This is a genomic window from Paraburkholderia sp. J11-2, from assembly GCF_905220185.1.
Lineage (GTDB): Bacteria > Pseudomonadota > Gammaproteobacteria > Burkholderiales > Burkholderiaceae > Paraburkholderia.
Genome location: NZ_CAJMYY010000017.1, coordinates 164,795 through 179,997 on the forward strand (window position 1 = coordinate 164,795; position 15,203 = coordinate 179,997).

Annotated in this window: 8 protein-coding genes; 5 read left to right on the forward strand and 3 right to left on the reverse strand. The window is 67.3% G+C overall.

Going from position 1 to position 15,203, the window contains the following annotated elements:
* Positions 1-76 precede the first annotated feature (76 nt).
* Both U5A57_RS24045 and U5A57_RS24050 read right to left on the reverse strand, forming a co-directional pair.
* On the reverse strand, positions 77-772 hold the full coding sequence (locus tag U5A57_RS24045) for a 4-carboxy-4-hydroxy-2-oxoadipate aldolase/oxaloacetate decarboxylase (RefSeq protein ID WP_321914133.1): 696 nt from the start codon (positions 770-772) through the stop codon (positions 77-79).
* A complete protein-coding gene (locus U5A57_RS24050; RefSeq protein ID WP_321914134.1) occupies positions 769-1,500 on the reverse strand; it encodes a PIG-L deacetylase family protein in 732 nt (243 codons plus the stop codon). The genes U5A57_RS24045 and U5A57_RS24050 overlap by 4 nt, the downstream gene beginning before the upstream one ends.
* Positions 1,501-1,998: 498 nt before the next feature.
* Here U5A57_RS24050 and U5A57_RS24055 point away from each other — a divergent pair, with 498 nt between their 5' ends.
* Positions 1,999-4,230, forward strand: a complete 2,232-nt coding sequence (locus U5A57_RS24055; protein ID WP_321914135.1) for a TonB-dependent siderophore receptor — start codon at positions 1,999-2,001, stop codon at positions 4,228-4,230.
* A 101-nt stretch (positions 4,231-4,331) separates the two neighbouring features.
* Here U5A57_RS24055 and U5A57_RS24060 read toward each other — a convergent pair whose 3' ends face one another.
* Positions 4,332-5,000, reverse strand: coding sequence for an O-methyltransferase (locus tag U5A57_RS24060; protein WP_321914136.1), 669 nt, complete (start codon positions 4,998-5,000; stop codon positions 4,332-4,334).
* Positions 5,001-5,431: 431 nt separating this feature from the next.
* On the opposite strand from U5A57_RS24060, the gene bcsB reads away from it, so the two are divergent.
* From bcsB to bcsE, 4 genes are all read left to right on the forward strand, one after another.
* Positions 5,432-7,819, forward strand: coding sequence for a cellulose biosynthesis cyclic di-GMP-binding regulatory protein BcsB (gene bcsB / locus U5A57_RS24065; protein ID WP_321914137.1), 2,388 nt, complete (start codon positions 5,432-5,434; stop codon positions 7,817-7,819).
* A 149-nt stretch (positions 7,820-7,968) separates the two neighbouring features.
* A complete protein-coding gene (gene bcsZ / locus U5A57_RS24070) occupies positions 7,969-9,222 on the forward strand; it encodes a cellulose synthase complex periplasmic endoglucanase BcsZ (protein ID WP_415774654.1) in 1,254 nt (417 codons plus the stop codon).
* Positions 9,204-13,286: a cellulose synthase subunit BcsC-related outer membrane protein gene (locus U5A57_RS24075; RefSeq protein ID WP_321914139.1), complete on the forward strand. Its 4,083-nt coding sequence runs from the start codon at positions 9,204-9,206 to the stop codon at positions 13,284-13,286. The genes bcsZ and U5A57_RS24075 overlap by 19 nt, the downstream gene beginning before the upstream one ends.
* Before the next feature lie 72 nt (positions 13,287-13,358).
* Positions 13,359-15,203 (forward strand): cellulose biosynthesis protein BcsE, encoded by a 1,845-nt coding sequence (gene bcsE / locus U5A57_RS24080; protein WP_321914140.1) that lies wholly within the window; start codon positions 13,359-13,361, stop codon positions 15,201-15,203.

A 15,203-nucleotide genomic window follows, 5' to 3' on the forward strand; every position in this document is an offset into this window, starting at 1 on the left:
GTAGTCACAAAGCGAAACGAGCGCCCTTGCGGCGCTCGTTTTCGTGCTTGCTGCTAGTGCGTCGTGCGTACCGGACTCAAGCGTCTGCCGCAGTGTTGACGTAGCGCAGGCCCTTTTCGGCAAGGCGCTCGCGCATGCCGTAATAGTCGAGGCCGAGCGTGCCGCCGGCGAGCACCGCGCGCGTTTTTTCTTCCTTGGCAAGGCGCGCCTGCGTCGCTTCCACGACCTTCGCAACCGTGTCGAACGGCACCACGACCACGCCGTCGTCGTCGGCCACGATCACGTCGCCCGGATGCACGATCTGCTGCGCGCACACCACCGGCACGTTCACCGAGCCGAGCGTTTCCTTCACCGTGCCTTGCGCCGAAACGGCCTTCGACCACACCGGGAAGTCCATCGCCTTCAGTGCGCGCACGTCGCGGCAACCCGCGTCGATAATGAGCCCGCGCACGCCGCGCGCCGCAAGCGAGGTGGCGAGCAGTTCGCCGAAGTAGCCGTCTTCGCAGGGCGACGTGGGCGCGGCCACGAGCACGTCGCCTTCACGGCACTGCTCCACGGCCACGTGCAGCATCCAGTTGTCCGAGGGCGGCATCAGCACGGTCACGGCCGAGCCCGCAATCGCGGCGCCCGAATAAATGGGCCGCAAATACGTGGCGAGCAAGCCAAGACGGCTTTGCGCCTCGTGCACGGTGGCCGAGCCGGCTTCCTTGAGGATTTCGATGTGGCGCGCGTCGGCGCGCGGAATCTGGGTGACGACTACACCGCGTTTCATGACAGATCTCCCACTACTGCGGGCGTCAGGCGCATATAGCCTTCCGCGTATTGAATGTCGCGCTTCGCCGTAATGCCGATGTTGCGCTTGGCCTGCACGCCGCGCTGCTGCGCGACACGCGTGTAGTACTCCCAAAGGTGTTCCTGGCCCGCCATGCACTCAATGGCGCGGCGCTTCACGTCCCACACTTCGGTAATGTCGAGGAAGGTGTTCGGAATCCACTCGCACTGCTCGGTCTGGTGCGGTTCGAACGCGTAGACGGGCGGCGCGCCGACGATCTTTTGCCCCGGATTGTGGCCCTCGGCCTGCGCGATGATGCGCGCTTCCTGGGCCACATGCATGGCGAGCGGATGATCGAAGTTGTACGGGTCCTTCTGCGAGTGGCTCAGCACGAAGGCCGGTTGCACGTCGCGATACACATCGACGAGGCGCATGAGCGCTTCATCGGAAACGCGCAGCGGATAGTCGCCCAGATCGAAGAACTCGCATTGGGCGCCCAGGATCTCCGCGGCGGCGAGCGCCTCCTCGCGGCGCGCGGCCTTCACTTTCTCGATGGTCATGTCGGGGCCCTTGCGCCAGAGCTTCGCCGACTCGCCGCGCTCGCCAAACGAGAGGCACACCACTTTCACGCGATAGCCGTTTTTCCTGTGCAGGGCAATCGCGCCACCCGCGCGCCATACGAAATCCGCGCTGTGTGCGCTCACCACGAGCATCGATTGTTCAGTCATTTCCGGTTCACCAGACGTCCTTCATCACGAAGCCCCATTGTAGGTTTGGGCGCGCCTCGCGAACCAACGAAAGGACTGCCTAAAGGTATCGAATCTGCTTATTGGCACCGCAAACAAACCGTCTTGCGAACGAACCGGGCCGGGTTTTTCCCATGCGGCAGTCAGGAGCGCGTGCTGCATTGGTTGAGCGCGCAACGTTGAGTGAAAACGTACGCACTCAAGTCTTACGACCCTGAAATTTTTCGAACCTTTCGTTGCGCCCACATCGAATGCCTGATGCTGAAATTGTTGCGTAAACGCTGAATACACCTATTGACAGCAATATTTAAATAACAAGCATTCTCATTTGCAATACAATCCGCATACTTTTCCGGGCCGCTCATGGGGCCAGCTCCGCGAGCCCTGTCTGACCGGCAAAGCATAACCATTCGCCCGGAGCCTGAGCGCAGCACCAAGGCATCACGGAGCGCCAGCGCTACCTTGCTACGAACCCTTTTTATGTCCGCATCACGTTTGTCCTCGTCTTTCAACTTGCCTTCGCGTCTCCCGACTTCCCGCGCTGCCATCCTCGCCGCCATTGCTGTCGCCTTCAGCCTGCCCGCCGCGGCATTCGCGCAAGCTGCCGCAACGCCCACGGCAGCGAGCGGCGCCGCCGCAACCGGTGACGCAAGCAACGCCACGCTGCCCGCCGTGAAAGTGCAAGCGGCCCAGGAAAGGCTGCCGGGCGATCTGCAGCCGACCTTCGGCGGCGGCCAGGTGGCGCGCGGCGGCGACTTCGGCGTGTTCGGCTCGCAGAAGAACATCGACATGCCGTTCAGCATGGCGACGTACACGGCGAAGCTGATCGAAGACCAGCAGGCGCGCACCATCGGCGACGTGCTCTCGAACGATCCTGCTGTGCGCACGGCTTATGGCTACGGCAACTTCCAGGAGATCTACGTCATTCGCGGCTTCACGCTCGACAGCGACGACGTCTCGCTCAACGGCCTCTACGGCATCACGCCGCGCCAGCTCGTCGAGACCGCCGCGCTCGAGCGCGTGGACATCTTCAAGGGCGCGAGCGCGTTCGTGAACGGCGCCTCGCCCAACGGCAGCGCGATTGGCGGCAGCGTGAACCTGCAACTGAAGCGCGCCGACGACAAACCGCTCACGCGCGTGACGCTCGAAGGCAGCGCCTCGGGCGAGTTCGGCACGCATATCGACGTGGGCCGCCGCTTCGGCGACAACGACCAGTTCGGCATTCGCGTGAACCAGTCGAACCGCGACGGCGAAACGAGCATCGACGGTGAAAACCGCCGCAACAACCAGACGGCCGTGGCGCTCGACTGGCGCGGCGACAAGCTGCGCCTCGAAGGCGACTTCCTGTATCAGCGCCAGCACGTGTCGGACGGGCGCCCGGTGGTCTACGTCCTCGGCGACGAGATCCCGGCCGTGCCTTCGGCCACGCACAACTACGCGCAAACCTGGTCGTATAGCGATGCGGAAGACACGGTCGGCATCCTGCGCGCCGAATACGACTTCCTGCCCGGCTGGACCGCGTATGTGACGGGCGGCGTGCGCCACACGAACGAGCACGGCGAATACTTCTCGCCCTACTACACCGATCCCACGAACACCTATGGCTCGCGCCTGGGCGTCGTGCGCAAGGAAGGCGCGACCTCGGCGGAAGCGGGCGTGCGCGGCCACTTCGACACGGGCCCGGTGAGCCACTTCGTGACCGCGGGCGCCTCGATCGTGCGCGTAGAAACGCAGTCGGGCTGGACCTATGGCGGCCCGTTCACGACCGATCTCTACAACACGCCGCAGGTGCCGTATCCGGCCACCACGATGCAGGCCGGCATGGACGGCAACCCGCCGATCACGGCGCTGAACCTGCTGCGCAGCATCTCAGCTTCGGACACGCTCGGCTTCTTCCATGACCGCGTGCTGTTCACGGTGGGCGTGCGTCACCAGGAGATTCTGTCGAACGGCTACTCGTCGTCCACGCTGCTGCAAACGTCGAACTACAACGACTCGATCACCACGCCGCTGTTCGGCCTCGTGGTCAAGCCGTGGGAGAACGTGTCGATCTACGCGAACCGCAGCGAGTCGCTTTCGGCAGGCGGCATTGCCCCTCAAGGCACGACGAACTATGGCGCGCAGCTCGCGCCGGAACGCACGAAACAGTATGAAGTGGGCGCCAAGTACGACAACGGCAAGTACGGCGCGCAGCTCGCGCTGTTCCAGCTCGAAAAGCCGCAGACGTACACCAATAGCGCGGGCGCCTATGTGGCCAACGGCAACGAGCGCCATCGCGGCGTGGAGGCGTCGGTGTTCGGCGAGGTGTACAAGGGCGTGCGTTTGATTGCGGGCGCAACCTATATCAACGCCGTGCAACTCGACACCGACGGCGGCTCGACCGACGGCAAGACGCCGGTGGGCGTGCCGAGCTTCCTGCTCAACCTGGGCGCCGAGTACGACGTGCCCTGGGTTCAGGGCCTCACGCTTTCGGCGCGCTGGACGCATACGGGTCCGCAGTATTTCGACGCGGCCAACACCATGTCGATCAAGGCATGGGACACGGTGGATATCGGTGCGCGCTATGCGACGAACGTGTTCGGGCGTCCGACTACGTTCCGCGCGAACGTGTATAACCTCGCGAACAAGGCGTACTGGTCGTCGACCAACGGCGGCTATCTGACGATGGGTGCGCCGCGTACCGTGCTGTTCTCGATGACGACGGACTTCTGATCGGCAATCGAGCGCACATAGCGCTATGAAGAAAGGGCCCGGCAGTTCATCTGCCAGGCCCTTTTTGCTTTTACCGTATGTCTACGGACAACGCACGTTCGTTATCTGCCCACCACCGTAATCGCAAACCCATCCCAGCCCTTGCTTCCCACCGTCTGCACAGCGGTCGTCGCCAGCCGCTCGTCGTGAGCCAGCATGTCGAAGTAGCGCCGCAAGCCGACCACATCGTCCTCGTGATGTGCAGGATCGGCCACGCGCCCTTCCCGCACCACGTTATCGGCAACGATGACCGTACCGGGACGCGATAGCTTCAGCACGCGTTCGAGGTAGTTCGGATTGTTGCTCTTGTCCGCGTCGATAAACACGAAGTCGAACGCCGGCTCGCCTTGCGCAATCAGCGCGTCGAGCGATTCGAGCGCAAGTCCCGTCACGACCTTGACCTTCGCATCGAGCCCCGCGCGCGCGATGTTGGCGCGCGCAACGGCCGCGTTCTCCGGGCTGAATTCGAGCGACACCATCGCGCCATTGTCGGGCAGCGCGCGCCCAAGCCAGATCGCGCTATAGCCGCCCAGCGTGCCGATTTCGAGTATGCGCCGCGCGCCCTGAATGCGCGCGAGCAGATGCAGAAACTTGCCCTGATTTGGCGCCACGTTGATCGCACGCAGGCCCGCCTTCGCGCTTGCCGCGAGCGCGCCGTCGAGCGCGTCATCCGGGCCGATCAGCCGGTCGCAGAACCAGTCATCCACTGCTTGCCACGTTTGCTCGTTCACTACCCTGTTCCCGTCTGGATCACGCTGCCAAGATTACCGCATCCGCTCGCGCAACATCAGTTCGGGATCCTGATTGAATGACTCTGAAAGCTGACTCGGCACGCGAGGCGCAAGACCCCGTTGCGCATTCGCAACGCCGCCGCTCTTTGTTGCGCGCTCAGGAATTGTCAAACGCCCCAAGCGGGCCGCCGCACCCACGCGCGCAACTGTCAAATCGGCCGCCAGGCCGCGCCGGCCCGTCTTCTGCGCGCGCTACGCAACAGGCATAAACACGTGCATTCATAGGGCACGATCCTCTGCTCTCCGCTACACTCCACCCACATTGACGCCGTTTCGAGATAACGACTGGCGGCACCACGCCGCTAATATCCCTGATCGCTGTCTTTACTGGATAAAGACAGTCACTGCGAAGAAAACAAAGGGCTGTTGCGATGCGACTATCCGTTCAAGTTGGGCTGGGCGCGCTCGTCGCCGGATTGCTGCTGGGGGCGAGCCTCTTCGCGGTGGACAAATCGGCTATCGCGGCTACACAGACCACCAAGGCGGCAGCGCCCGGAGCAAGCGACGTTCCCGCTGCCGCGCCGGCAGCGGCCTCCGCCGCGGTGACCGGGCCCGTTGTCATCCAGACGGCGCCCGGCGCCGTCATTCCCGGGCCTGCCGCGCCCGCGCCGCTTGGCGAGCCGCGCTCACGCACGTTCACGCTGCGCCAGATGGGTGTGTACGGGCCGATCGCGCTGCGCGGGCTCGATCCCACCGCCGGCATGAGCGTCGACGTGCGCACCGACGAAGTGGTGACTGGCGCGAAGCTCAAGCTCGTCTACACCTACTCGCCCTCGCTGATCTGGTCGCTTTCGCATCTCAAGGTGTTTGTGAACGGTGAAGTCGTCGCGACGATTCCGCTCGTGAAGGAAACAGCCGGGCAACTCGTGACGAGTGAGATCGATCTCGATCCGCGCCTCTTCACCGACTACAACCGCATCACCGTGCAGATGATCGCGCACTACACGCTCGATCATTGCGAGGATGCCTATCATTCGAGCCTCTGGGCCGACGTGAGTCCCGAGACGTCGCTCACGCTCAACACGGCGGGCATCGTCCTGCCGGATAGTCTTGCGCTGCTGCCCGTGCCGTTCTTCGACCGCCACGACAACCGGCTCGTGCGCGTGCCCTTCGTGCTGGCCGCCAACGCGGGCGTGCCCGTGCTGCGTGCGGCGGGCGTGGTCTCGTCGTGGCTCGGCGCGCTCGCGAGCTATCGCGGCTCGCGCTTCCCGGTCACGCGCACGGTGCCACCCGACGCCAACGCCATCGCGCTCGTGCTGCCGGGGCAGGTGCCCGAGGGGCTGAAGCTGCCGGAGATCACGGGCCCCACGATCTCGGTCATGGCGAACCCGGCCGCCGATCCGCAGTCGGGACGCAAGCTCCTCGTGCTCGCGGGCCGCACGCCCGAGGAACTCCAGAACGCCGCCTATGCACTCGCGCTCGGGCAGGCGGGCATGACGGGCAACAGCGTGATGGTGAAGTCGATCGATCTCGGGCCTGAGCGCAAGCCCTACGACGCGCCGAACTGGGTGCCCACCGACCGGCCCGTGCTGTTCCGCGAGCTGGTCACCGACCCGCAGCAGCTCCAGGTGTCGGGCTACAACCCGCCCGCGATCCGCGTGAATCTGCGCGTGCCCGCCGACCTCTACGCGTGGGCGCGGGGCAACGTGCCGCTCGATATCCGCTATCGCTACACGGCGCCTTCCGCGTGGAACGACTCGGTGCTCAACGTGAGCATCAACGATCAGCTCGTGCGCTCGCAGCGGCTGCGGCCCGTCACGCGCGCCGCCGACGAAGCGCGCATCAACGTGCCGCTGCTCTCGGGCTCGGACACGCGCGCTGCGACCAATCTGGAGATTCCCGCGTTCCGCGTGGGCAGCGACAACCAGTTCCAGTTCCAGTTTCATATCGATTCGCAGAAGACGGGCCTGTGCACGTCCACCGCCACCGATGTCGCGCGTGCGGCCGTCGATCCCGACTCGGTCATCGACTTCAGCGGCTTCGCGCACTACACGGCGCTGCCCAATCTCGCGTACTTCGCGAACAGCGGTTATCCATTCACGCGCATGGCCGACCTCTCCGAGACGGCCCTCGTGATTCCGGACGAACCCGACACGAAGGATCAGGAAGCCGTGCTCACGCTGCTCGGCCACATGGGCCAGTGGACCGGCCTGCCCTCGCTGCGCCTGACGATCGTACCGGCCAGCCAGGTGGACACCGTGCGCAACAGCGACCTGCTCGTGCTCGGCGTGGGCTCGGGCGCGCAGTTGCTCGAAAAGTGGGGCAAGGACCTGCCGCTTCTCATCGAGCGCGGCAGGACCGAGGTGACCACGCGCGACCAGCGCTCCGGCTGGCCCGGCTGGCTTGGCGGCACCGAAGACGAAGACCCGACGCCGTCGGGTCGCTCGATCGTCACGCTCGGCGGACCGATGGCGGCGCTGATCGGCTTCGAGTCGCCGCTGAAGTCGGGCAGAAGCGTGGTGGCGCTCGCCACCACCTCGTCGGCCCAGCTCGGTGACGTGCTCGACGCGCTTCAGGACGGCGCCAGGATCTCGCAGATGCACGGCGACCTCACGCTCGTGCGCCACGGCCAGGTTGAAGGCCTGCGCGTGGGCGAGCGCTATTTCGTCGGCGATCTGCCGTGGTATGCCCGCGCCTGGGTGTTGATCTCGCGCTACCCGTCGCTGATGGCGCTCGCGGGCATTCTGGCCGGTCTGATCGTTGCGCTCACCGTGTTCTGGGCGCTCGGCCGCATGGCCACCCGCCGCTCCGGGACCTGATCATGCGCCCGGGTTTGGCTACGCTCGCGCCGGCCCTGGCGCCACGGCTCGCGCCCCGGTTCGCGCGCTGGCTCACGGCCGGCGCGCTCGCCTGCGCGCCGCTCGCGCCGCCAGGGCCACTCGGGACACTCGCCGCATTGACACTGCTGATGCCGGCTGCCACGGCGCACGCGGCTGCGCCGGCCGCACCAGGTGCGCCAGGTGCGCCAGGTGCGCCAGGTGCAAACGCTACCGCCGCAAAGTCCGCCAGCCCCGCCGCCTGCGCCTGGCCCGCATGGAGCATATTCCGCAGCACGCTGCTGAGCGCCGACGGCCGCGTGATCGACGCGAGCACGCCTCGCCAGATCACCGTTTCCGAAGGGCAGTCCTACGCGCTCTTCTTCGCGCTGGTCGCGAACGACCGGGCGAGCTTCGACAAGGTCCTCACGTGGACCGAAAACAATCTCGCGCAGGGCGATCTCGCCTCGCATTTGCCCGCATGGATCTGGGGGCGCCGCGATATCGGCGATGACGGCAAGCCGGTCGCGGCTGCGGGCGCTTCCGCTCCCGCGCCGGCCAGCGCCGCGCACGCCGGCGAGCCCCAGTGGGGCGTGATCGACAGCAACCCCGCCAGCGACGCCGACCTCTGGATCGCCTACACGCTGCTCGAAGCCGGGCGCCTCTGGAACGAGCGCCGCTATACCGCGCTCGGCACGATCATGGCCCGCAACATCGTGCGCGAGGAAACTGCCGTGCTGCCGGGGCTTGGGCGCACGGTGCTGCCAGGGCCCGTGGGTTTCACGATCGGCAAGGACGGCTGGCGCCTGAACCCGAGCTACGTGCCGCTCCAGGTCATGCGGCGCTTCATGCTCGCGCTGCCGCAGGCGAGCGAATGGAAGGCGCTGCTGGCTTCCTCGGCGAGACTCGTCAACGAGACCGCGCCCAAGGGCTACTCGCCCGACTGGGTGGAATATCACGCGAAAGGCGGCTTCGCCCCCGACGCGCAAACGCACGCCGAAAGCGCCTACAACGCCATTCGCGTGTACCTGTGGGCCGGCATGCTCGCGAGCGACGACCCGCTGCGCGCCAGCACGCTCGCCACCTTCAAGCCGCTCGCGGACTTTGTCGGCGCACAGGGTTTTCCGCCCGAGCGCGTCGACACGACTACGGGTACAGCGGGGCCGAACGAGGGCAACGGCGGCTTTTCCGCCGCGGTCGCGCCGTACCTGGCCGCGCTTGGCCGCAGCGATCTCGCGAACGCTCAGGCCGAGCGCAGCCGCACGCTCGCGCAGAAGTCGCCGCCTGGCTACTACAGCAGCGTGCTGATGCTGTTCGGGCTCGGCTACCTCGACGGCCTCTACCATTTCGACGCGCAAGGCCGCGTTGCCCCAGCATGGACGAGCGCATGCCCCACGCCGCGCTGAACGCCCTCGCGTCTGCTCGCCGCGCCGCCCGTGCGCGCAGCGCGCGCCGTGAGGCGCGGCGCCTCGCTGCGTGCGCGCTGCCGGGCCTCGCCAGTCCCGGCACGCCGCCGAGCCGCTTGTTGCCGAACATCGCGCCGCTCGTTGCGCTGCTCGTCGCCGCGTCGCCGTATCCTGCCTCCGCGCAGACGGCTCCGCAGCCAGCGGCCAACGCCGCCACGCCAGGCGCCCAGGCCGAGCAACTGCTCTCGGCCGCGCGCATGTGGGAAGGCAAGAATCGTCCGGACGTCGCACGCGGGCTCGTGCAAAAAGCGCTGCTGTTCGACCCGAAGCAGCCCGACGCGCTCGCCTTGCTCGGCGAAATCGAGCTGCGCTCGAACCGCCCGGCCGAGGCCGCGAAAATCCTCGCGCAGCTCAAGAAAATCGCCCCGAACGCGAGCGCGACGAAGGAACTCGACGACGCCTACCGCATCGCCACGAGCGGCAAGATGGAGATGGCCCAGATCCGTCTGCTCTCGGCCGCGGGCAAGAGCGAGGAAGCCTCGGCACGCCTGCTCAAGCTGTTTCCGAACGGCGCGCCCGCGGGCGATCTCGCACGCGACTATTACCGCATCCTCGCCGGTACGACCGCGGGCCGCGCGCAGGCGATCAGCGAATTGCGCACGCGCGTGAAGCAGAATCCGAATGATCCGCGCCTCGCGCTGATCCTCGGCGACCTGCTCACCGACCGCGCCGACACGCGCATGGAAGGCCTCAACCTCATTTATCGCGTGTACCAGCGCCAGGACAGCAATCGCGCGCTTGCGCTCGAACTGTGGCGCCGCGCGCTCGGCAGCGCGGGGCGCGACGATCCGGCCTACTACGTGTGGTATCTGCGCTATTTGCAGGAAGTGCCCGACGACACCGACGCGCAGCAGACCGTCGCCGATCTCGGCAAGAAGCTCGGCGCGAAAGGCCAGGCGCAGGCGCTCGCCCAGGCGCAGAACCCGCAGGCCGTCGTCACCGCGCCCGCACCGTCGCGTGCAGCTGCAACGAGCGGCGCTTCGACTCAGGCCCGCGCCCGGCCCGGCCCCGGCGCCGCCGACCGCGCGCGCGGCCTCGCGCAACTCGACCGCGGCGATCTCAAGGACGCCGAAACCTCGCTGCAAAGCGCGCAGCGCGCGAACCCCAACGACGGCGAAACCATCGGCGCGCTCGGCCTCGTGCGACTGCGCGAAGGCCGCCACGACGAGGCGCGCGAACTGTTCGCGCGCGCCCTCAAGCTCGATCCGGACAACGCCGGCAAGTGGCGCAGCCTCGAAAAGACGGCCACCATCTGGGGCACCATTGCCAAGGCGCGCGATGCCAATTCGCAAGGCAAACCGGAACAAGCCGAAGCGCTCGCGCACGAGGCGCTCAAGCTCGACCCTGGCAACACGACCGCCAGCGACATTCTCGCCAACGCGCTTATCGCGCAAAAGAAGTGGCCAGAAGCCGAAGCCGTGCTGCGCCCGCTCGTGAACGCCCCCAAGCCCGACATGGACGCGCTGCGCGGCCTCGTGACGGTGCTGCGCGAAACCCATCGCGAAAACGAAATCGAACCGCTGATCGCTGCCACGACGCCGCGCGTGAGCGGTTCGACGGCGGAGCTCAAACGCCTTCACGCCGAGCTGCTCTCGATCCAGGCCGACCAGTTGCTCGCGGACAACCGCAAGAGCCCGGCCATCGCGAAACTCGAAGAGGCCGTGCGCCTCACGCCCGACGACGCCTGGACGCGCTTCACGCTCGCGCGCCAGTACCGCGATCTGGGCCTGCCCGCGCTGGGCCGCCAGGTCATGGAAGACGGCCTGAAAGTCTCGCAGGCGCCCGACATGCGCTACGCCACGGCGCTCTACCTGAATTCCGTGGACGACGTCGGCGCGGCCGCCGCACAGCTCGCGGCTGTGCCAGAGGCCGAACGCAGCCAGGGCATGCGCGAGCTGATGGGCAACCTCGCCGCGCAGAAGAAGATCGCGCAGGCCCGCCAGCTCATCGCCCAGGGCAAGGAAGACGAAGCGCGCGCGCTGCTCGACTCCGCCGCCGCCGACGCCAACGCGGCCAACGACCCGCAGATGCTCGCCACGGTCGGGCGCGAGTGGATCGCCATCGGCGAGCCGGACCGGGGCCTGAAGCTCGTGCAGGACTGGCTCGCGGCGCACCCCGACGACCCGGCGGCCAACGGCGCGCGGGTGCGCTACGGCGAGCTGCTCGCGGCGGCCAACCGCGACGACGCGTGGGCGAACTGGATCGACGCCACGCGCGATCAGCCCGGCATCACCGAGGAGCAGCTGGCCAGTCTCGACGACCAGGAGCTGCGCCTGGCGGTGCGCGAAACCGACCGGCAGATCGAAGCGGGCGACCTCACGGCCGCGCGCCACACGCTCGACGCCGTGCCCGACCGCCTCAAGTCGAACCGGAGGTGGCTCCTCGAAGAGGTGGATCTGCTCGACGCAAAGGGCGACTACAAGGGTGCGATGGCCGCGGCGCAGAAGGTGCTCGCCACGCAACCCGACGACGCCGATGCACGCCTCGCCGTTGCGCGTATGCTGGAGCGCATGGGCCGAGACCGGGAGGCCGCCGACATGGTGCGCGCAGTGCTGGCCGACACCGCGGAGAACGACATCGACACGCGCCTTGCCGTGGCGCGGCGCTTCACCGCGCTCGGGCTGAACGACGAGGCTTCCGCCGTAGTCGATCCGTTGCGCGAGCAATATCCGGACAACCCGGACATCACGATCCAGGCGGGGCGCGTGGCGCAGGCGCGCGGCAACTACAACGAGGCCGCGAGCCTATATCGCACTTCGCGCACGCAGGAAGAGGCCGAAGGCACGCAGCCGGACGCCGACGGCACGACCTCGGCCGGCCGCGCGCTGCAGAGTCTGGAAGACCGCAAGCAGGGGCAGGTCGCGACCGGCTGGTATCAGTCGAACCTTTCGGGCGACCCCGGCATTTCCGAACTGCACGCCAGCGAAGTCCCGCTGTACGTGCGCATTCCGGACGGCTACACGGGCCATTATTTCTTCCATGCCGATACGGTCTACCTGAACGCCGGCACGCTGCCCGGCGGCGACCTCGACACCGCGTCCAAGTACGGCAAGATCGCGGCGCTCGGCAACGCCGGACTCGGGAACATCAACGAGACCGCCAAGGGCGTCGCGCTCGCAGCGGGCTACGAGTTCAGCGGCGCGAACAATAGCTGGCGCGCCGACATCGGCAGCACGCCGGTGGGCTTTCCGATCACGAGCGTGCTGGGCGGCATTCAGTACCGCCACGACTTCCAGAACAGTTCGTCGCTGTCGCTCGACGTCTCGCGCCGGCCCGTGACCGCCAGCCTGGTTTCGTACGCGGGCGGCATCGATCCGGTCACTGGCGAGAAGTGGGGCGGCGTGGTGCGCAACGGCTTCACGGTGCGCGGCGCGAAGGACATCGGGCCCGGCACGATCTTCACGAGCATCGGCTTCGGACTCCTGACCGGCACCAACGTGGAGACCAACCAGGAGTTCAAGGTGCGCAGCGGCTACGACTGGTCCGTGTTCAGGCGGCCCGACCAGATCGTGTCGAGCGGCCTGATCCTCAACTACTGGAAGTACTCGAAGAACGAGCACAACTACACGTTTGGTAACGGCGGCTATTACAGTCCGCAAAGTTATTTTTCGATCGGCATTCCGCTCGACTGGACCGGCCGCTACAAGAAGCTTTCGTGGGAGATCGACGGGTCGGTGGGCATGTCGTTCACGAATGAAAACCAGTCGCCGTTCTACCCCACGCGGCCAGGCCTGCAGGCCCAGGCGCTCGCGTTCATGAGCGCCAACGATCTCGGCTCGCCGTATTTCGGCGGCGGCTCGGGCGGCGGCTTCAGCTATACGATCGAAGCCGCGCTCGAATACCGCGTGACGGAGCACTTCGTGGTGGGCGGACGCTTTTCGATCGACCGCTCGCGCGACTACGCGCCGAACGTGGGCGTGCTTTACATGCGCTACTTCTTCTCGCCGCAGAAGGGGCCGGTGCCGTTCCCGCCGCGGCCGGTCGTCCCTTATTCGGCCTATTGACGTGGCCACAGAGCGAGCGCGCATGACGACGATGAAACCCGCGACGATGAAATCCGCGACACGAGCGACACGATGACCGATCCCGCCACCCTTCCCGCAGCGCCCGCCGGCGCCAGCCGCGATACGCGCCGCTCGCTGTTCTCGCGTCTCGCGCGCCGCGAGCCGCTCGCGATCGACGGCCTGCCGCCGTCGCTCGCCTCGCTCGGCGCGGGCCAGGTGCACGTGGTCTACGCGGGCGCCTCGCCCGCGCGCGACGCGCTCTTCTGGCAAACCGCCGCCGCCGCGCTCACGGGTCCAGCCACCGTGCTCTCCACGCGCGACGGCGCGAGCCTCGCGGCCACGTTGCGCGACCATGGCGTCGATCTCGACAAGAACGGTTCGACGCACGCGTGGGCAAACGTATGCACGGTGCGTCCACTCCAGGAACGCGACGGCGTGCAGGTGCTGATCGAAGCGCTCAACGCGCTCGCCGCGCAGTGCGCCGCACCCGAAAGCCAGTTCTTCATCGAAGGCGCGGAGGCGTTCTTCAACTGGCAGGACCCCGCCGCGCTTGCGAGTCAGGGCGCGCAGCTCGCAGGGTGGTGCGCGCAGTATCGTTACGGCGTGCTGATGGTGGTGGCGCCCCCAGGCCTTGGCGACGATCAGGAGCATCCCGAGCTGGCCGCGTTCCAGGCGCGTTTTGCGGGCGCCGCGCAATTGCACCAGGTGCAGGGGCAGTATCGCTGGGAAGTGGCGTTCTGGCGCGCCGGCGACGCCGTGCACGGCAGCCAGAGCGTGCCGCTGCGCTTTTCCGCGGTCGACCACCGCCTGACCGTTTCTGGCGGCACCTTCGAAACCGAGATCGGCGAAGCGGGCCTGCTCGCGCCCGACGAAGGCCGTGTCGTTGTTTCGCGCGACGCCATGCTGCACGAACGCGTACTGCCGCAGGCCTGGCAGATCGTCGACAACAACGAGGCTGCCGTGGCCGCGGCGCGCACTTCGGTCGCAGCCACGGTGATTCTCGATTTCAGCGTGAACCGCGACCTCGAAGCGCTCGCGGAACAGGTGCACACGCTGCGCCTGCAGTGCGGCGAAGCGCTCAAGATCATCGTGCGCGAGGACGCCGTGGCCATGCGCTACGAGTCGCTCATGCTCAACCTCGGTGCGAACCGGGTCATTGCGCGGCAAACGCCACTCGCGCAGGTCGAGGCCATCGTCGACAGTCTGCAGGGCCAGGTGTATTCGCGGCCCATGCCCGCCGACTACCGCCAGGCGCTCGCCGCCGTGGTGCACGGCGAGGAGAGCGGCTACGTGGGTGCGGCGCACTTCGTCGAACTGGTGCGCGCGGCGGTGGAACGCAGCCGCGTGATCCAGTTGCCGAGCGTGCTGATCCGGCTCGCGCTAATGCCGGAAATCGCGCACGTGGATGCGCTCAAGGTGTGCCATCTGCGCCGCGCGGGCGATATCGTGACGGCGAGCGGCGACAGCCTCTACGTGTTCTTCTTTGCATGCCGCATGAGCGACGCCGACGCCGTGTGTCAGCGCGTGTTCAAGCGGCCGCTCGCCGAGCTGTTCCAGGGCGAGGAGCGCTACGGCGACGGCCGCGCGATCACCGAGGCGCTGGACGCGTTCGCCGACGAGATCGACACCGCGCCGCCGCCCGACTATTCGGGCTGGCTCGCGATCAACGAAGGGCAGCCCGCCGCGCCCGCGGCCGTCTCGGTCCAGGCCAACGGCCAGACCGTGCCGCCTGCGGCGGCTTCCGCGATTGCGCCGGGCGCAGCGTCCGCTGCAACGACAGCGACAGCAAACGCGACGCCGCGCAATATCGCTCCCATAAATGGTGACCTGTTGTCCGCGCTCGACCCCGCCGCGCGCGGCGACAGCGCGAAACCGCGAGCCGCGCCGCAGCGCGCGGCGCTGCCGCTCAAAGCATAG